Consider the following 18,100-nt stretch of genomic DNA (forward strand, 5'->3'; position numbering starts at 1 on the left):
GACTTCTCATAAGGATTATTAACTCGTGAAACGCTCTCTCATCTGTGCAGCTGTACTGACACTGGTTGCAGGCACCACCTGCTCCACCGCCAGTTTTGCTCAAACATCCCGCGCTGCGGTCGCTGCCGTCACTACCGCGGCTGCCCCCTTGGCTAGTGGTATCGACATGGCCAATGCCGACCTGGCGGTGCGCCCGCAGGACGACTTTTACAACTATGTGAATGGCGCCTGGCTCAAGAAAACCGAGATCCCGGCCGACAAATCGTCGTGGGGCGCCTTCTACGAATTGCGTGAAAATTCGTTGAACCAGCTGCACACCATCGTCGACGCCGTCAGCATGGAAAAAGATCTCAAGGCCGGCACCAACAAGCAGAAAATCGCCGACCTGTACGCCAGCTACATGGATGAACCGGCGCTGGAAAAACTCGGCATCAAGCCGCTTGAGGCAGAATTCGCCCGGGTCGACGCCTTGAAAGACAAGAAGCAGATTCCAGGCCTGATCGCCCATCTGAACAGCATCGGCGTCAGTGCACCGTACGACATGGGCATCCACCAGGACGCCAAGGATTCGAGCAAGGTCATCGCCGACCTCGGCCAGAGCGGCCTCGGCTTGCCTGACCGCGACTACTACCTGAAGGCCGACGACGCCAAGCTGAAAGACACGCTGGCCAAGTATCGCGCCCATGTGGAAAGCATGCTGGCCATGTCCGGCGACAAGGCCGCCAAGAAGAACGCCGCCAGCATCGTCGCCCTGGAAACCGAACTGGCCAAGGTGCAATGGACCAAGGTCGAGAACCGCGATCCTGTGAAGACCTACAACCGCGTCGAACTGGACCAGCTGCATACGCTGGCGCCGCATTTCAACTGGGATGGCTACCTGGACAACGCGGGCCTGAAAGATAAGGTTACCTATCTCGTCGTCAGCCAGCCTAGCTACATCAAGGGTCTGGATAAGATCCTGCAAGATACCCCGCTGCCAGTCTGGAAAGCGTATTTCAAATGGCATGTGCTGAGCAGCTACGCGTCCGACCTGTCCAAGCAATATGTCGACCAGAATTTCGCATTCAAGGGCACCGTGTTGCGCGGCGTACCGGAAAACGAGCCACGCTGGAAGCGCGGCATCATGGTGACCGAAGGCAGCATTGGCGAAGGCTTGGGCCAGCTCTATGTCGAGCAATTCTTCCCGCCTGAGAACAAGGCGCGCATGGAAAAACTGGTGGGCAACCTGATCGCTGCATACAATCAAAGCATCGACGGCCTCGACTGGATGGGTCCAGCCACCAAGAAGCAGGCGCAAAAGAAATTGTCGACGCTGATGCTGAAGATCGGCTACCCCGACAAATGGCGCGACTACTCCAGCCTGACCATCAAACGCGATGATCTGGTTGGCAACATCATGCGCGCCAACGAGTTCGAGTACAAACGCAATATCGACAAACTCGGCAAGCCGGTTGACCGCACTGAATGGGGCATGACGCCACAGACTGTGAACGCCTACTACAACCCTGAGTTCAACGAAATCGTGTTCCCGGCTGCGATCCTGCAACCGCCGTTCTTCAACGCCAACGCTGACGATGCAGTCAACTACGGCGGCATCGGCGCCGTGATCGGCCATGAAATCAGCCACGGCTTTGACGACCAAGGCAGTCAGTACGACGAAATCGGCAACCTGCGCGACTGGTGGACCAAGGAAGACCACGAGAAATTTGCGGTCAAGACCAAGGCGCTGGTGGAGCAATACAATGCCTACAGCCCGGTCCCTGGCTACAAGGTCAACGGCGAACTGACGCTGGGTGAAAACATCGCCGACAACTCCGGTCTGGCGATCGCCTATAAGGCTTATCACCTGTCGCTGGGCGGTAAAACGCCGCCAGTGATCGACGGCCTCACCGGCGACCAGCGCCTGTATCTGGGCTGGGGCCAGGTATGGCGCGGCAAAGTACGCGATGCGCAGGCTATCGTGTACGTCAAAACCGACCCGCACTCGCCGCCACGTTTCCGTGGCAACGGCACGCTGGGCAATCAGCCTGGCTTCTACAGTGCGTTTGACGTCAAACCTGGCGACAAGATGTACCTGCCGCCAGAGCAACGCGTGATCATGTGGTAAACATGGCGTAGTCGTTGTTGCCATCGCAAAAAAGCCACCGGCGATACCGGTGGCTTTTTTTTGCCTGGACGGCAAACATCATTTCTTCATTTCTCTCACTAGACAAGATAGTTGCCCCGGATCGTCTCCACGTCGACATCCAGCACCTGCCGCAGATAATGCGCCATGCCGCCAAATTGTTCATCGATGACTTCCAGCGATGCTTCGATATAGGCCGCCTCTACGCTCAGCAAAGGGGCGATGATTTCCGGCGACAGGTCGGCCTTGAAAATCTGCGCCAATATCTTCGCATTCGCGCCAGCGTTGTAACGGTTCGACTCGAGGTAATTGGCGATAATGGCCGGCCGCGCAACGCCCAGCGCCGACAACAGCAATGCACTGGCGAAACCGGTGCGATCCTTGCCGGCAGTGCAATGGTAGAGCATGGTTTTATTCTGCTCGGCCAACCGCAGGAAACCGCCAAACTGGGATTGGTAATCAACCGGGAAGGCACGATAAAAATCGAGCATGAATTGCCGGCTATGCGCCGGACTGCCATTTTTAAGCAAAGGCAGCAACGCCTCTTGCGACAAATTGCCAACCATGACCGGATCCGCGACCCAATTGAACGACGATGCGAATGTTGCCTCGGCCGCGTGTTTTTCCGCTTCGCTGCGAAAGTCCACAACGACGTCCAGCCGATAGCTCTTGAGCTTGACGATGTCCTCCGCAGACGCCAGCCCTGGATTGGCGCCGCGCAACAACCTGCCAGCCTGGATCTTGCGGCCGCCGGCGGCCACGTAGCCGCCCAGATCCCGCGTATTCTGGATGGCGTCGAAGCTGATCGCACCGTGTTCCGGCGCCTGCGGCGTTACATAAGTCATTTCTGCTCCTTGTTCGGTTTGCTATTGCTTGTCGGCACCGGATCACCTGTGCCGTCTCGGTAGCCTGAGTCCCAGCGCTGGTTTTTGGAGAAGGCGTCACCATACAACGGGTTGCAACCTTTGACCAGCCGCAGCGCCATATCATCTGATAAAGCACCAACTACCGCCAAAATCTCCCTTCTTTTGTTTGTTTCGAGCAATTTATCTATAATATGTGTTGGTGCAAAGCAGCATCGCCCAGATACCGCGTCTCCACGCACCGCTTGATCAACATCAGAAAGCAGTTTCCATGGTTCTCCAACGTCGTCTTGTATCTTTCGTCCTGCCACTGATAATTGGCGTCCTCAGCCCCCTATCCAGCAGTTTTGCCGAATCCGGCGTCACCGACCAAAAAATCTTGCTGGGACAATCGGCTGCATTCTCCGGGCCGGCGGCGCAGCTTGGAATCCAGATGAATACCGGCGCCAAAGCCTATTTCGATTCAGTCAACGAGCAAGGCGGCGTATTTGGACGGCATATCGAAATCATCAAGGCCGACGATAAATACGAAGCAGACCTGGCCGCCGCCAACACCAAGCGCCTGATTGAAAAAGACGATGTGTTTGCCTTGTTCGGATATGTCGGTACACCGACCAGCAACGCCGCGCTACCGATCGTTACCCAGGCCGGCGTACCGTTCTTCGCCCCGGTGACCGGCGCCCAATCGCTGCGCGAACCGTTTAATCGCCAGGTCTTCAATATCCGCGCCAGCTACTTCGACGAAACCGAACACCTGGTGGAAAAACTGGTCAACGTCGGCATCAAGAATATCGCTGTGTTCTATCAGAACGATGCCTATGGCCGCGCGGGACTGGAGGGCGTGCAACGCGCCTTGAAGAAAATGAACGTGGAACTGGTGGAATCTGCCACAGTGGAACGCAACAGCACCGACGTCGCGCAAGCCGTCGGCAAGATCCTGCCGAAACGTCCTGCTGCGGTAATAGAAATCAGCGCCTATGCCTCATCCGCGGCTTATATCAAGGAAATGCGCAAGGCGGGCTACACCGGCCAGTTCTATAACGTTTCCTTCGTCGGCAGCCAGGCTTTGGCGGATGCGCTGGGCAAGGATGCCGAAGGCGTGGTGATTTCGCAGGTGGTGCCGTTTCCCTGGAGTTCGTCCAACCCCGTAGTCAGCGAGTATGTGAGGCTGATGGAAAAGGCGGGGGTTAAAGATCCGAATTTTTCCAGCCTGGAAGGTTTCATCGCCGCCAAGGTATTCGTCGAAGGCTTGAAACGTGCGGGCAAAGACCTGACGCGTGCAAAACTGGTCAAGGCGCTGGAAAGCATCAACAACAAAAACTATAACGGCGGCGGCTTCGATGTCAATTTCAGCGCGAATAATCACAGCGGCTCGAAATTCGTTGACATGACCATGATCACGAAAGACAAGAAATTCTTGAATTAGGGGCCTAAGCCAAGGACAAACAGCAATCAACTATAAAAATCCGGCAGCCGCCGGATTTTTTTTGTCTTATCAAACCGGCGTCAGCACAGGCTGCCCGGAAAAATGCCGCTGGCTGTTTTCCAGGAACAGCCGCACCGTCTCGGCGACGGACTCCGGCGACCATCCTGCCACATGCGGCGTCAGCACCGCATTCGGCAAGTCCAGCAGCTCTGTCGGCGGCAAAGGCTCGCTTTCATATACATCGAGACCGGCGCCGGCAACCCGGCCCTCACGTAATGCATGGGCCAATGCGGCGGTATCGATCACGCTGCCGCGCGCGATATTGACGATAAACCCCTCCGGCCCCAATGCATCGAGCACCGGTGCATTGACCATATGCCGGGTGCCGGCGCCGCCGGGAGTGGCGATTATCAGGAAATCTGCCCAGACGGCCAGTTCAAGCAATGTCGCAAAATACGTGAATGGCACATCATTACGCATCGAACGATTGTGATAGCCGATCGCCATATCGAAACCGGCGGCGCGGCGTGCGATCTGCTTGCCGATCGTACCCAGCCCGACAATCCCCAGCCGCTTACCGGAGACGCTTGGTGGCAAAGGCAGCGCATCGCGCCAAATGCCTTGATGCAGCGCCACGCCCAGTTGCGGAATGCCGCGCACCGTCGCCAGCAACAAGCCCATGGCATGATCGGCGACACAGGCATCGTTGGTGCCGGCGCCGTTGGAGACCACAATGCCGCGCTCGCGCGCCGCAGCCACATCAATGTTTTCAAAGCCGGCGCCGAGCGCACATATCAATTCCAGTTTTGGCAAGGCTGCGATTTCCCGCGCCTGCAAACCGATCGAACCGATCGTCAGCACCGCCCGAATGTGTTCGGCGTGGCTAGCGATGGCAGCGCTGCGCTGCTGGGTCGTAGGGGCATACACAATCTGCCAGTCTTGTGCGATGCGCTGCAGACTTTGTTCGGACAAAGGGTTGAGGATAAGGAGAGTAGAAAGCATGGGGAGTGTCGGTGCAAGGAGTGGGGAAAGCCGGCTGCGCCAACGGCGCAATGCCCATCATGATAGCCGCGAAAGACGAGCCACGCTTAACCTGGCTACGCCGCACATATCGCCGGCTGTTGAGCCATCGTCTGATGCTTGTAACAACTTCTAGCCGCCCGTTTTCTGAGAGTGCCTGTTCCCGTAGACCCGCCTGAATCAATGACATGTTTACAATCAAACCAAATGTAACAATTAATTTGGCAAGTGCCTCGGCTTCGCTCTTGCTCCGCTGTTCAAAGCCATTCCCCGTCACTCTTTACACCAATCAACAACTTGGAAATCTCACCAGTACCAAATGCTCACCGGCACATGTATCGGAAATGCCAGCACCTACGACTCCGGATGAACTCAGGGCACAATATTTAACAAAAACTTAACAATAAAAGATAGTCAATAAGATTTTTTATTATAAGATTTACATTACCAGCCTATGTGATGTAAAGTTAAAATAAATTTCCATGTGGAAATTATTTTAGAAATAACTAATAATAAACTCCGTCAATATCGCTGTTCATGCGTCGCACCATGAGCAATCGGCTTCCCCTTCGGTTTGGGGAACCCGGCCCGGATCGGCATTGCATCAGGAACAAATGGACCTTGCTTGCGGGATGTATTTCGGCAGGGCCGGCTTTTTAACTCGACCAACGAGTGATTAAAGTGAAAGTTCTATCCATCTTTGGTACGCGTCCGGAAGCGGTAAAAATGGCTCCGGTAGTCAAGGCTCTTTCCCGCGAGACCGGGATTCAGTCGCTTGTCTGCGTTACCGGCCAGCATCGGCTCATGCTGCAGCAGGTACTCGATCTGTTTGACATCAAAGTCGATCACAGTCTCGACGTGATGTTGCCGAACCAGACTCTGAACGGTTTGAGCGCGCGTCTGATCGGCCTGCTCGACCCTGTGCTTGAAGCGGTCAACCCTGACCGCATCCTGGTGCATGGAGATACCACTACCGCCATGATCGCCGCATTGACAGCATTTCATCGACGTATTCCGGTGGCGCATGTCGAAGCCGGCCTGCGTACCGGCGATCTGACGCAGCCCTGGCCGGAAGAAATGAATCGCCGCTACGTCGATGTGGTGAGCGACCTTCTGCTGGCTCCCACGACAGGAGCCAAGACCAATCTCGCTGCCGAAAATCTTGCCGGCCGCATTATCGTCACCGGCAACACGGTCATTGATGCGCTGCGCCTGACGATCGAGTCGATTGTCTTTAACCGGCAATTGCAGCAACGTCTCGATGCCCATTTTCCCTATCTGCAGCCGGATAAAAAATTACTGCTTGTCACCGGCCATCGGCGAGAGAATTTCGGCTCCGGTTTCGCCGAGATTTGCGATGCGCTGGCGACGTTATCGCACCGTTCGGATATACAGATCGTCTATCCGGTGCACCTTAATCCGAACGTACAAGGACCGGTGCAGGCAACCCTGTCGCATTTGCCGAATATCCATCTGATCGAGCCGCTCGACTATTTGCTGTTTGTGCGCCTGATGCAGCGCTCGCATGTGATCCTGACAGATTCCGGCGGCGTCCAGGAAGAAGCGCCGTCGCTAGGCAAGCCGGTGCTGGTCATGCGCAACGTGACGGAGCGTCCGGAAGCTGTCGCCGCCGGCACCGTGCAACTGGTCGGCACCGATTCGGCGCGGATCGTCGCCGCAGTTTCCCAGCTGTATGACGATGACGCCAGTTGGCAACAAGCGACGCAGCGCATCAATCCCTATGGAGATGGATACGCGGCAGAGCGAATCGTCGATGTGCTATGCGGCAGAACGATTACTGAATTTAGCGTGGGAAATTTTGCGCCGCAGGAAAAAGAGCGCCTGATGGCAAACAGCTTTCAAAATACCTAGAGCGGAATATCTGGAAGGTATGTCGTCAATATGCGCGGGATGCATTGTTGCCAGAATGCGCTCCAGGCACGGGTTTTATCTCAGGAGGAAATATGGATTGCTCGTCGCATATTTTTTGCAAAGCCGCTGCGCGATGGCCATCCTTTGCTCTCCTTTTTTCTTTCTTGCCAATGATGAGCGAGGCCAATGCATCGGCTATCCGATTCGATGCCCGCACGGTGGAGCTGGATCTGATGACCACGATCCTGGGAGTCATCATTTTTTTGCTGGTGCTCTATACGCTGCGGCACTACTTGTTTACCCTCAACCGCCTGTTCGGCCGGCAACGCCAGCCCTATCTCGATATCGAACAGGCGACCTGGCCGGCGGTGGTTGTCTGCGTTGCCGCCCACAACGAAGAACGGGTAATCGCGGACGCGTTGAATGCCTTGCTCGACGTCGACTATCCACCCGACAGGCTGGTGATCATGCCGGTCAACGATCGCTCCACAGACGGCACGCGCGACATCATCGACCGCATCGCCGCTGCGCATCCCGGCCGCTTCACGCTGTTCCATCGGGACGGCGGCCGCCCCGGCAAGGCCGCTGCGTTGCGCGACGCGACCGAACGCATCCATGCTGAAATCATTATCGTCTTCGATGCCGACTACCTGCCCGCACGCGGCCTGATCAAGCAGCTGGTGGCGCCGTTTTTCGATCCGGAGGTCGGCGCCATCATGGGCCGCGTGGTTCCGCTCAACGCCGGCGCCAACCTGTTGACGCGCTTGCTGGATCTGGAACGGGCCGGCGGTTACCAGGTCGACCAGGCGGCACGCATGAACCTGGGCCTGGTGCCGCAATACGGCGGCACGGTGGGCGGCGTACGACGCAGTGCCCTCGAGGAAATCGGCGGCTGGAACAGCGACATGCTGGCAGAAGATACCGATGTCACTTTCCGTCTTTTGCAGCACGGCTGGAAAACCGTGTATCAGAATCGCTCGGAGTGCTACGAAGAAGTTCCCGAAGTCTGGCCGGTCAGAATCCGGCAAATCAGCCGATGGTCGCGTGGCCACAACCAGGTCATGGAACGCAATCTGATGCGCTTGCTGAAAAATCCGCGCATCAGCCTGCGCGAAAGAGTGGACGGCGTCCTGCTGCTCTGCGTATTTGTCATGCCGCCATTGCTGGTGGTCGGCTGGAGTATCACCATCATCCAGTTTTTCATGACCTCACATCAATGGCTGTTCGGCTGGCTGGCCTTAAGCGGCATGGTCGCGTATGGCGCATTCGGCACCAATGCGGCTTTTTTTGAAATGGCTGCGGCAACTTACCTGGATGGCAACCGCAACCGCATCCGCTTGCTGCCGCTGAATATTTTCGGCTTCCTGGTCAGTCTGGTAGCCATATCGCGCGCGGCATTTGTCCAGGTTCTCGACACTTTACGGAAACGCGAACTGGTATGGCATAAAACCGAAAGATTCAGGTCGGTCTCGGCATCTCCCATACAGGAACTGCTCTTGCCGCGCGACGCAATGCCGCAAGGTTTGTCTGCCGAACGGCAAGAGAAGGTTGCCTGAGCATGAACCTTCTTTACCCGGCGCTCTTGTTGAGCAGCATGCTCCTGATCATGCTCCTGCCGTACGTTCCGGCGCTGCACGAGTGGCTGCGCCCCAGCGACGTGGCGCCGTTGCCTGTCAGGAGAAACGAGATAAACAACTTGCGCTATTTCGCCGACAGTTTTCGCATGACCATCGCCAACATGCCGGCGATCAATCTGCAAAAATTGAGGGACTTGCACACCGACCGCACCGTCAGCATCGGCGACAAGCTGCACGTCGTCCATCAACGGCTGGACGAAGACGCCGCCACCGGCTACTCCCCCTCAACCTTGCGCGTGCTGCAAAAGAAGAACGGTATCGTTATCTTTGTCCATGACGCATTCCTTCCACCCGATAGCCATAGCCAAGCCGACCTGTTCGCCGCTTCCGATCTGCTGGTCGGCGACGGCGCCAGCCTGCGCGCCTGCTCGGCCCAGGGGGCGATCACACTGGGTGCGGATACAGTAGTGCATCGCTGGATCGACGCGCCCTGCATCCACGTCGGCAGCAATGCTTCGATTGACGGTCGCATCACCGCGCTAAAGGAAATCAATTTCTGCAGCGGCAGTCATTTTATCCGTGCGGGCGCGCCGACCATGCGCTTTGGAGACTCCAACGCCACCGCAGCGGCGGCGCCGCAAGCGTCATCGCTGCGCGTGCGCCATGTGCTCGACGAAGGAGAGCGGCAATCCGCTGCTCTCAGCCAGCACGGCGATTATGTGGTGCGCGGCGCATATCAGCTACATCCCGGCACAACAGTCTACGGCAACATCAAGACCTATGGCGACTTGCATCTGGGAGAGCGGACTTGCGTTGCCGGCAGCCTGGTTTCCAACAAAGATATTGTGCTTGCCAAAGGCTGTTCGGTACTTGGACCTGTGATCAGTCAAAACGACATCGTGGTCGGTCCCGATTGCCGTATCGGCACACCCGATGCGGCAACCACCATGATCTGCCGCAGGCTGAGCATCGCCGCCGGCTGCGTGGTGCACGGCGTAATCACCACGCAAGACGGCGCCGTGATGGCGTCGCGGGAGGCGGCAGATGCAAGCTGAATTGTGCCGATGCCGGTGGCGGGCAGTCTCTTTGTTTTTTTTTGCGCTCATCAGCACTGTCTGTTGCGGCAGGCCGGTAGCGGCTGCGGCAGAAAATTTACCGGCCACGCCAGACATCGCCGCGTTTGCCGATTTCGCATCCCCGAGCGGCGCCCTCACAGTCTTCCAAAATGGCGATTACGTCGAGCCTTACTTTGCAATTAAAGCGCTGCTGACGGCACACAGGCTAGGCATCGACGTTGCTCCGGTCGCAAGCGCTTTCGCCCGTTGGCTGTTGCCATTCCAGCAAGCCAACGGCCCCTTTCCCCGCATCTGTCGCAGCGGCATGGCGGACTGGCTGGCCTGCGGCGCGGCCGACGCCGACGACTCGCTGGATGCGCTGTGGTGTTTGCTGTCGGCGGAAGTGCTGCCTGGCGATACCGCGCTGGCGGCCAGCTGCGCCAGATCCCTTGAAAATCTGGCTACCCTGTGGCAACCGGCGCAACAAACATTCCACGCCTTGTCCGGCGGCAGTGCAGCTTATTTCGCCGACAATGTTGAAGTGATTGCTGCGTTAAGCAGGTTGCGCAGCAACGCAGCCACCCGCGCACGCTTTGCCGTCCAGCTGGCGGCGCTGCCCGGTAACGCCAGCCTGCAGCAAGGACTCCAGCGTACTTATGGCTACGATCCGGGGGGCGCCCTCGAGCCGGAACGCGCCAGCGTCCCGCCGACACCTTACGGGTTCTATCCGAATGCCGTAGCGCCAGTCTATCTATGGCTATACGGCCTGCGCAGCGGCGCCAGCGGCGAGCGCTACTGGCAAGCATGGATGAAACGCTATGGCGCGCAATGGCTGGCCGGTGAAAGCGATCGCTATCCGTGGGGCCTGATCGCCTTCGCCGCGTACCTCAGCGGCGATCAGGCAAGCGCCCGCAACTGGCTCGACAATGCCGACGCATGGCGCGCCGCCGGCCGCTGGAACATCGTTGAAGAAGGCGCCCGCATCGGTTTGCGTAATGCATTGAAAACCGCGAACGCGAGGCCGCCGGCATGAACGCGCTATCTCGACTGCCGTTGCGCAAGATCGTGCCGGCGCTGGCGATAGCCATCATCATCGGCGGCACGGCAACCTGGGTCTATCGCCTCAATCAAGTCAGTCCGGCGCAGTGGCAAAGCGACGCCATCGCCCTGATCCTGCCGGACGACCTGTCGGACGCCAGCAAGCTGTTTGAATCGGCATGGCTGGATGCCGCCGCAGAAGAAGGGGTTCATCTGGAAGCGGTGAGCGCCTCGGAATTTTCACGGCGCGGCCTGCAAGGCGAACGGCCGTTTGCCGGCGTGATTCTGCCGGACACCATCCATCGCCGGATCAATACCGCCTTCGTCAACCAGATCAGCCGCTTTGTCGACAATGGCGGCGCCCTGATGTTGGTAGGCGACGCCGGGGTGCTGGATGAAAACGGCTATTACACAGAACCGGCATCGCGTTTTTCCACGCTGGCGGGAACCAGCTATGCCATGTATCAAACGCTGCACGACAAAATGTCCTTTAACCCGACCATTTCCGGCAGTCCGCAGATCATGCAGGAGTTGCTGATCCCCCCAGGACGCTGGATCAAGAGCGGTCAACAGGCAGTATTGTCCGGCTACGGCGAGGACACCCTGCGCTATCCGGTCCTGCATACTACTGGCCCCTATTCCGGGACGCTGCACATGCAGGCGGAAGGCAACACGGTGATCGCCGGCGAGCACAATTTTGGCAAGGGCCACGTGCTGTTCGTCAACCTGCCGCTGGGATATCTGAAGCTGCGCACCGACGGCATTCTGATGCATGGCTTCCTGCACTACTTCGCCAACCGCATCATGGGCCAGCCGCAACTGTCCGCCGCCCCCGAAGCGATCGGCGGGCTGGTCCTGAACTGGCACTGCGACGCCAAGATCTGCATTCCCGCCATGGATCAGTTGATCAAGGCCAGCGTTTTCAAGCGCGGACCGTTCAGCATTCATGTGACCGCCGGGCCGGACCAGCGCGCCTTCGGTGACGGCCTCGGCGTCGACCTCAACAACAATCCGACGTTCCAGGGACTATTGCAAACCTTGCTGGCCCAGGGTAATGAGATCGGCAGCCACGGCGGCTGGATACACGACTGGTTTGGCAAGAACCTGGCAGAAGACAACCAGGAACAAATGCTGCCCTACCTGGAGCAGAATGCCGACGCCGTACAACGTCTGATCGGCCACAAACAGACCGAATATTCGGCGCCAACCGGCAACCAGCCGGTCTGGGTTACCGACTGGCTCGACGGACAAGATGTCTTGGCGTATTACTTCACCGGCAATATCGGACAAGGGCCAACCCACACCTATCGCGACGGCCGCCGCGACCAGCGTATCTGGTCATTTCCGGTACAAACCTATGGCCACATCAGCACCATCGAAGAAGCCTATATGGAGCACATTCCGGAAAGCGAAATCAGCAACTGGTTGACGTCGCTGGTGCAATTTACCGAGAATACCGGGCAGATAAGACTGATCTATTTTCATCCACCGGGCGCAGTCCTGTATCCCGACGCCATCAACCAGCTGATGCTGGCCGCCGACGCAGCGGAAAAAGATGGCCGCTTTCGCTGGCGCACCATGACGGACCTGGCGCGATTCATGAATCGCCGGGAACAGACGCAATGGCATATTTCCCGTGACAGCAATACTGTTATCGTCGATGCTGCCAATACCGCATCGCTGAAGCAGCTAAGCTGGCTTTTCCCGGTCGCGCTGTATGCAAGACCACGCATTACGGAAGGTTCAGCTAAAGTGGAACAACGCGGCGATAGCTGGGCCGTGGTCGCCGGCGATGTAAAACAACTTCGTATTTCAACACCGTTGATAAAGGAAGCATTGCATTGAAAACAGCACTGGCAACCCTGGGCCTGTCTTTCGGCTGCGTCGCAATCCCTTCTTCCGTGCTGGCTGACGAAAGCGAGAACATACTGGCGCCGCCATTGCACCAGGCTCGCTTGATGCCGCTGCCTGGCATGCCTACCATGCTCACTGCTGAACCGGCCGCTGAACCTGTCCCTACACTGGTCACTGAGCCAGCCGCGCCCCCGCAGGCGGTTGCTTCAGGGGCGCCGATAACGCCAACGCCAGCCGCAACAGTTGCCGATACCCAGCCAGTTTCAGCGCCGCTGGCGCTGGCTGCGCCCGTCGATGCGGCTCCCGTTGCAGTCGTGCCGGTTGAAGCCGCGCCGGCGGCAGCCCCCGAACTCAGTCCCGAAACCGCTGCGCTCGAACTGGTCGCCGGCGACGGCCACATGAGCGCCGGTTATGGCCAGGCCCGTATGATGGCGTTGCGCGGCATGGCAGTGACATCGCTGGGTGTGGTGCAGGGAGAACTGACGCAGCAGACCCGCTTCGGCTATACCGGTAATTACGGTGACGTCTCGCTGACCCACGATTTCTCCCCGGAGTATTACAGCACGGTCAGCATCGGCACCGGCAACAGCCCATTGTTCTCGAGCTGGCGCGTGGATACCACCGGCTACCGGAAATTCGGCAGCGAACGCCAGTACGTCGCCGGCATCGGCGGCTATTACGCAAAAGGCAATGAGAGCGCCCGTTCGGACAAGGGCCTGCTGTTCACCGGTATTACCTATCTGAGCGGGCTGGTCATCGAAGGCGGCGTGCGGCTGAACTGGGCCGATCCAGGATCGATACTCGGTCCCAGCGAATACGTCGCGGCGACTTTCGGCAGCGACGACCGGCGCGCCATCATTGTGCGCTACGAGCATGCCAAGGAGACCTACAAGGTATTGCCGGGAGGGCCGGAACTGGTCAACTTCAAGAGCAATACCGTCAATCTCCAGTGGCGCGAACGCATCAGCTCCGCCAGCCTGCTGCTGGCCGGCCTTGAATACTACCGAAGTCCGCTCTATGACCGGCTATCGCTCAACCTTGGCTGGCGCTGGAGCTTCAGATGAAAACCCGGCAAGGCGTCGTATCCGATGATGCCGCCAAAGACAAACTGGCGGCGCCAAACGCTGCGCCCGGCACGCCTGACAAAACGGTTAAAAAAAACAGCCACATCAAAAAGCACCGGGACGCGGTAGTCAATCCGCGCTTTACCGGCTTTGGCGGCCAGCTGATACAGACCCATCGCGCATTGCGCCGCCTAGCTTTTCCGCACAGCCGCTGGATCGACGTCTTGCTGGTGCCGGCACTCATTTTCAGTTGCACCTTGCTGGCATGGCCCTTGATCGCCGAGCTGTGGTCGGGGATCATCCGGTTCTGGGCCAACGGCCTGGGCAACGGGATGCTGCTGCGAGCGGAGCATACTTCTTTTCCCGGCATTCAATCCGTTCCCTATGCCCACGTCGAGGCTGCGTTGCCTGACCCTTTGCAATGGTGGGCGGGCATGCTGGTCAGCATCACGCTTTTGCTAGCCACCACTTTGCTGCCAATGCGCATGCTGCCAATCACCTATGCCTTGCGCGTGGTCGGCCTGGTGCAGTTGGCAAGCCAGTTATATTTCTATTTTTGGGCCGCGGAATTCCCTTATCAGTCGGCTTCTTCCATTTCGGCGCTGACGCAAGTCTCCATGGTGCTAATCCTGCTAACGCCATGGATCTATGGCCTGCTGTACAACATCTTCGACTTTGGCATCCCCCGCAAAATCCTGCTGTCGCTGCTGGCGGTGCTGTACCTGATCCTGCTGACGCCGTTTCAATATACGTTTGCGGCCTGGCTGATGCTGCGCTATTCACTACTATGGCACCCTCTCATCTATCTGTTGGGCTCCAGCCTGATCCAGTTCGGCGCCCTGGTCGGCTTCTATTCCTGGGCCATGAGCTGGCAGCGGCGCGAATAGCGTAACGCGGACGCGCTGCGGCGACGTAACAGGCTTATACTGCGCGCAATGCTGATCTTTATCAGACAAAACAGACAAGGACATCAATAGTGAAAAAGACCGGAATGGCAAAGAGCGACGCCAAGAAACTCATGGGAAAAATGACCGCGCCCGGTACCAGCGGCTTCGGCAACAGCGATGTCGCCGTGGTGGACCGCAAGGAACAGCGCAAGCGCGACCAGGCGCTGGGACTAGTGCCGTTTGCAGTCAAGCTCAATAGCGGCCTGGTGCAGCAGCTGCAAACGCTGGCGAAAGAGCGTGAGCTCGATCTCAACCAGCTGGTCGCAGAACTGCTGAACAAAGGCCTTTCTGCCTGAGCCTGACGCCCGGCAAATCAGCGAAGCGCATCGGCAGTTCTGATGCGCTTTCGTGAAAAAGCCTGATCGACGGCTTTTTTTTCATCTCTCGCTATATATTTTAAAATACAGCGATTACAAACCCATCACTGCCCCTGCAGCCATTTTGAACATGTCCAGACTTTCACTTTTCACCCGATCGATGTTGCCTTTGACTCTACTGCCTTTGACTCTGCTGGCCATGGCGATTACCCCAGCCAAGGCCCAGGACCCCGTCAAGGTTTTTGCGGCAGGTAGCCTGACCGGCCCATTGACCGTACTTGCCAAGCAATTCGAGGCCGACACCGGCCTGCCGGTGGCAATGGTATTCGGACCATCCGGTCTCCTGCTGGAACGTATAGAGCAAGGAGAGCACGCCGATGTATTTGCATCGGCGAACATGGCGCATCCGCAGCAGCTTGCGCGCGAAGGCAAGGCCATCCCGGCGCTGGTTTTTACCCGTAACCGCTTGTGCGTGCTGGCCCGTCCAGAGCTACAGCTAAGCAGTGAAAATATGCTGGCGAAACTGCTCGACCCCAGCGTCAAGATCGGCACATCAACCCCCAAGGCCGACCCAGGCGGCGACTATGCGTGGCTGCTTTTTGCCAAGGCCGGCAAGCTCCAGCCTGGCGCCAAAGAACTGCTGGAAAACAAAGCCCGGCAACTGGTCGGCGGCAAAAACAGTCCGCCGGTACCCGCCGGCCAGGATGCGGTGAAATATTTTCTGGAACATAAACAAGCCGATGCGTTCATCGGTTATTGCAGTTCACGACAAACAGTACCCGACGCCCGTTTCACCAAAGTAGAACTGCCGGCGGAACTCGCCATTTCGGCGGATTTCGGCCTGACCGTATTAAATCCGAACACAGGATCGCATGATGCAGCGTATCGGTTTGCGTTATTCCTGCTCAGTCCGCAAGCCCAGCAAATCTTTGTTAATTATGGATTTTCAAAGTAACTCCGGCTGATTCCTTGCCGGCTCGACAGGGGGACCGGCACAGATGGAATCTTGCCCGGTCCTTATGGCAATTCCCGGCAAAACCGCCTCGGATCGGGGTTGTCGATTAAAATGCTCATCCATTAGGAGTGGCATGGGCGTTTTTTAATCTTGCGACATGGCATTTCCTATACTCCCCGAGAGATATGTGAAGATGACCCCGATTCAGAACCCAGCCTCCGCCAGCGTCATCAGCGAAGACGCGCTTGACGTCGCAGAAAAGCACCTGCGCGATATTCTTTCGATAGCGATTGAACACACGCCCGACCGCAACGCCGTGGTGGTCTCCGACACACGTTGCGAACTTGCCGTCACGCTCACGGAAGCCTATCGGCGCAACCTGCCCGGCGCGAACTTCATCGACTTCGATGCGGTGACGCCGGATGCGGTGATGGCTGCATTTGCGCCGCTGCAGTCAGGCGATCTGGTAGTGCTGGTCCAATCCACCAATTTCCGGCTTGAAGCTTTTCGCATCCGCGTCGAACTGTTCAAGCGCGGGTTAAAGGTGATAGAACATCCGCACCTGTCACGCATGCCAGGTGCACAGGCGCTCTGCTATCTCGAATCGCTGGCCTACGATCCCGCTTACTACCGCGGCACCGGCTACGCGCTCAAGGCCCGTATTGACAACGCGCGTTGCGGCGTCGTTGATAGCGGCGGCGAGCGACTGGTGTTCGATTCTCCGTTCGAATCGGCAAAGCTGAACATCGGTGATTACAGCGGCATGAATAATGTCGGCGGCCAGTTCCCCATCGGCGAAGTGTTCACTGAAGCGCAAGACCTGGAAGCCGTCAACGGCCGGGTGCGCATTTTTGTTTTCGGCGACACCGCATTCCGGGTCAACCAGCCTGCGCAGCCGATCACCCTGGTGATCGCCAAAGGCCGGGTGACCGGGGTCATCGATTCAACCCCGGAATTCGACCAGGTGCTGGCCAACATCCGCGCCGATGAAGGCGAAGTATGGCTGCGCGAACTTGGCTTTGGCATGAACCGGGCGTTTTCGCAGGAGCGGATGGTCAGCGATATCGGCACCTACGAACGGATGTGCGGCATCCATTTGTCGCTGGGGGCCAAGCATGGGGTCTATAACAAGGCGAATATCAAACGCGCTAACGCCCGATATCATATTGATGTCTTTGCGGTGACCGAGGCAGTCTACCTCGACGATCAACAGGTGTACCGGAACGGCGCCTGGCAGCCCTGAGCAGTGCAGGGCCAACGTCAGACAGACGCCGCAGGCGTTCGGAAAGAACGACTAAGACGGGATATACAGCGGATAAAGAATATTTTCTTCGCGCGTGATGCGATCTACCAGCACCTTGCCGAGATTTTCAAACTCCTCCTTGAAAGCCGCCCGTGCGTCGCGCGAGACAACCCATTCCTTGCCCTGGTATTTGTCGAAAAAATCAAACGCTACGCGGCCGATGCCATCCATTTCCCGTTTATAGGAACGGTACACATCGTGCAGGGCCGGATCCTCCGCCAGGCTGCGCCGCATATACGAATACAGCTTGACGCCCTCGGTGAGCAAGTGACCATACATCGCCATCCGCATCTCGCGTAACGAGCCGGGCACGGTATCCCATTTGTCGGCGCTCATCTTGTTAGCCACCGTTGAATACATCAACAGCAGCGCCGCATGGTCGCCCTTCAATTGCGGGATCAGTTTTTCGTCGTACTCAATCTGATTGCCTTTTGATGGCTGCAATGCCGCCCGCTCCGCAAGGGGGGCGACTGTTCTGGCTAGCGAAACTGGCTGGCTGACAGTCTTTTTTGCTGCGTCGTGCTTCTCCTGATCGCGCTTACTGGTTTCGGGTTTGTTGAAAATTGTTTTAAGCCACATATTTCACCTCGCCAGTGTGCGCACAGAAGTCATTATCGAAGTATTACTTGTTTGTTATTGTGCTTATTATTGTAATTGCCTATCGACAACAATAGTACATTAAAT

16 protein-coding genes are annotated in these 18,100 nt (G+C 57.6%); 12 read left to right on the forward strand and 4 right to left on the reverse strand.

Annotation, left to right across the window (positions count from 1 at the left end):
• Positions 1-25 precede the first annotated feature (25 nt).
• Complete coding sequence (locus tag LT85_RS20680) at positions 26-2,107, forward strand: M13 family metallopeptidase (RefSeq protein ID WP_038492727.1); 2,082 nt, start codon at positions 26-28, stop codon at positions 2,105-2,107.
• A 98-nt stretch (positions 2,108-2,205) separates the two neighbouring features.
• Here the strand turns inward: LT85_RS20680 and LT85_RS20685 are convergent, their stop codons facing one another.
• A complete protein-coding gene (locus LT85_RS20685; protein ID WP_253273588.1) occupies positions 2,206-2,970 on the reverse strand; it encodes a tyrosine-protein phosphatase in 765 nt (254 codons plus the stop codon).
• A complete protein-coding gene (locus LT85_RS26765; protein WP_156117601.1) occupies positions 2,967-3,170 on the reverse strand; it encodes a hypothetical protein in 204 nt (67 codons plus the stop codon). Before LT85_RS26765 ends, LT85_RS20685 begins: the two co-directional genes overlap by 4 nt.
• Positions 3,171-3,259: 89 nt before the next feature.
• On the opposite strand from LT85_RS26765, the gene LT85_RS20690 reads away from it, so the two are divergent.
• Positions 3,260-4,414 carry an ABC transporter substrate-binding protein gene (locus LT85_RS20690; protein WP_038492729.1) on the forward strand — a complete coding sequence of 385 codons (1,155 nt, stop codon included), beginning with the start codon at positions 3,260-3,262 and terminating at the stop codon, positions 4,412-4,414.
• A gap of 69 nt (positions 4,415-4,483) precedes the next feature.
• On the opposite strand, the gene LT85_RS20695 is transcribed toward LT85_RS20690, so the two are convergent.
• On the reverse strand, positions 4,484-5,416 hold the full coding sequence (locus tag LT85_RS20695) for a 2-hydroxyacid dehydrogenase (RefSeq protein WP_038492732.1): 933 nt from the start codon (positions 5,414-5,416) through the stop codon (positions 4,484-4,486).
• A 699-nt stretch (positions 5,417-6,115) separates the two neighbouring features.
• Here LT85_RS20695 and wecB point away from each other — a divergent pair.
• The 10 genes from wecB to LT85_RS20745 all read left to right on the forward strand — a co-directional run bounded on the left by wecB (position 6,116) and on the right by LT85_RS20745 (position 17,356).
• Complete coding sequence (gene wecB / locus LT85_RS20700) at positions 6,116-7,306, forward strand: non-hydrolyzing UDP-N-acetylglucosamine 2-epimerase (protein WP_081992828.1); 1,191 nt, start codon at positions 6,116-6,118, stop codon at positions 7,304-7,306.
• Between the two features lie 233 nt (positions 7,307-7,539).
• Complete coding sequence (locus LT85_RS20705) at positions 7,540-8,862, forward strand: glycosyltransferase family 2 protein (protein WP_253273589.1); 1,323 nt, start codon at positions 7,540-7,542, stop codon at positions 8,860-8,862.
• Between the two features lie 2 nt (positions 8,863-8,864).
• Entirely contained in the window at positions 8,865-9,938 is a 1,074-nt protein-coding gene (locus tag LT85_RS20710; protein ID WP_038492735.1) for a polymer-forming cytoskeletal protein, read from the forward strand.
• A 31-nt stretch (positions 9,939-9,969) separates the two neighbouring features.
• Positions 9,970-10,971 carry a hypothetical protein gene (locus LT85_RS20715; RefSeq protein ID WP_038492737.1) on the forward strand — a complete coding sequence of 334 codons (1,002 nt, stop codon included), beginning with the start codon at positions 9,970-9,972 and terminating at the stop codon, positions 10,969-10,971.
• Positions 10,968-12,821: a hypothetical protein gene (locus tag LT85_RS20720; RefSeq protein ID WP_038492740.1), complete on the forward strand. Its 1,854-nt coding sequence runs from the start codon at positions 10,968-10,970 to the stop codon at positions 12,819-12,821. The genes LT85_RS20715 and LT85_RS20720 overlap by 4 nt, the downstream gene beginning before the upstream one ends.
• Positions 12,818-13,894: a YaiO family outer membrane beta-barrel protein gene (locus tag LT85_RS20725; protein WP_253273590.1), complete on the forward strand. Its 1,077-nt coding sequence runs from the start codon at positions 12,818-12,820 to the stop codon at positions 13,892-13,894. Before LT85_RS20720 ends, LT85_RS20725 begins: the two co-directional genes overlap by 4 nt.
• Positions 13,891-14,781, forward strand: coding sequence for a hypothetical protein (locus tag LT85_RS20730; protein WP_253273591.1), 891 nt, complete (start codon positions 13,891-13,893; stop codon positions 14,779-14,781). Before LT85_RS20725 ends, LT85_RS20730 begins: the two co-directional genes overlap by 4 nt.
• An 89-nt stretch (positions 14,782-14,870) precedes the next feature.
• Entirely contained in the window at positions 14,871-15,137 is a 267-nt protein-coding gene (locus LT85_RS20735; RefSeq protein ID WP_038492743.1) for a hypothetical protein, read from the forward strand.
• A gap of 190 nt (positions 15,138-15,327) precedes the next feature.
• On the forward strand, positions 15,328-16,113 hold the full coding sequence (gene modA / locus LT85_RS20740; protein ID WP_216595032.1) for a molybdate ABC transporter substrate-binding protein: 786 nt from the start codon (positions 15,328-15,330) through the stop codon (positions 16,111-16,113).
• A gap of 193 nt (positions 16,114-16,306) precedes the next feature.
• On the forward strand, positions 16,307-17,356 hold the full coding sequence (locus LT85_RS20745; RefSeq protein ID WP_038492749.1) for a hypothetical protein: 1,050 nt from the start codon (positions 16,307-16,309) through the stop codon (positions 17,354-17,356).
• A 51-nt stretch (positions 17,357-17,407) separates the two neighbouring features.
• Here LT85_RS20745 and LT85_RS25645 read toward each other — a convergent pair whose 3' ends face one another.
• Positions 17,408-17,995, reverse strand: coding sequence for a hemerythrin domain-containing protein (locus tag LT85_RS25645; protein WP_052135366.1), 588 nt, complete (start codon positions 17,993-17,995; stop codon positions 17,408-17,410).
• Between the last annotated feature and the right edge of the window lie 105 nt (positions 17,996-18,100).

Source organism: Collimonas arenae (genome assembly GCF_000786695.1).
GTDB lineage: Bacteria > Pseudomonadota > Gammaproteobacteria > Burkholderiales > Burkholderiaceae_D > Collimonas > Collimonas arenae_A.

Bases quoted from the DNA above. Each gene is read 5' to 3' on its own strand.
- LT85_RS20705 (WP_253273589.1), top strand. From the start codon at position 7,540: ATGACCACGATCCTGGGAGTCATCATTTTTTTGCTGGTGCTCTATACG.
- LT85_RS20710 (WP_038492735.1), top strand. From the start codon at position 8,865: ATGAACCTTCTTTACCCGGCGCTCTTGTTGAGCAGCATGCTCCTGATC.
- LT85_RS20745 (WP_038492749.1), top strand. From the start codon at position 16,307: ATGACCCCGATTCAGAACCCAGCCTCCGCCAGCGTCATCAGCGAAGAC.
- LT85_RS20685 (WP_253273588.1), bottom strand. From the start codon at position 2,970: ATGACTTATGTAACGCCGCAGGCGCCGGAACACGGTGCGATCAGCTTC.
- LT85_RS20730 (WP_253273591.1), top strand. From the start codon at position 13,891: ATGAAAACCCGGCAAGGCGTCGTATCCGATGATGCCGCCAAAGACAAA.
- LT85_RS25645 (WP_052135366.1), bottom strand. From the start codon at position 17,995: ATGTGGCTTAAAACAATTTTCAACAAACCCGAAACCAGTAAGCGCGAT.
- LT85_RS20720 (WP_038492740.1), top strand. From the start codon at position 10,968: ATGAACGCGCTATCTCGACTGCCGTTGCGCAAGATCGTGCCGGCGCTG.
- LT85_RS20695 (WP_038492732.1), bottom strand. From the start codon at position 5,416: ATGCTTTCTACTCTCCTTATCCTCAACCCTTTGTCCGAACAAAGTCTG.
- LT85_RS20690 (WP_038492729.1), top strand. From the start codon at position 3,260: ATGGTTCTCCAACGTCGTCTTGTATCTTTCGTCCTGCCACTGATAATT.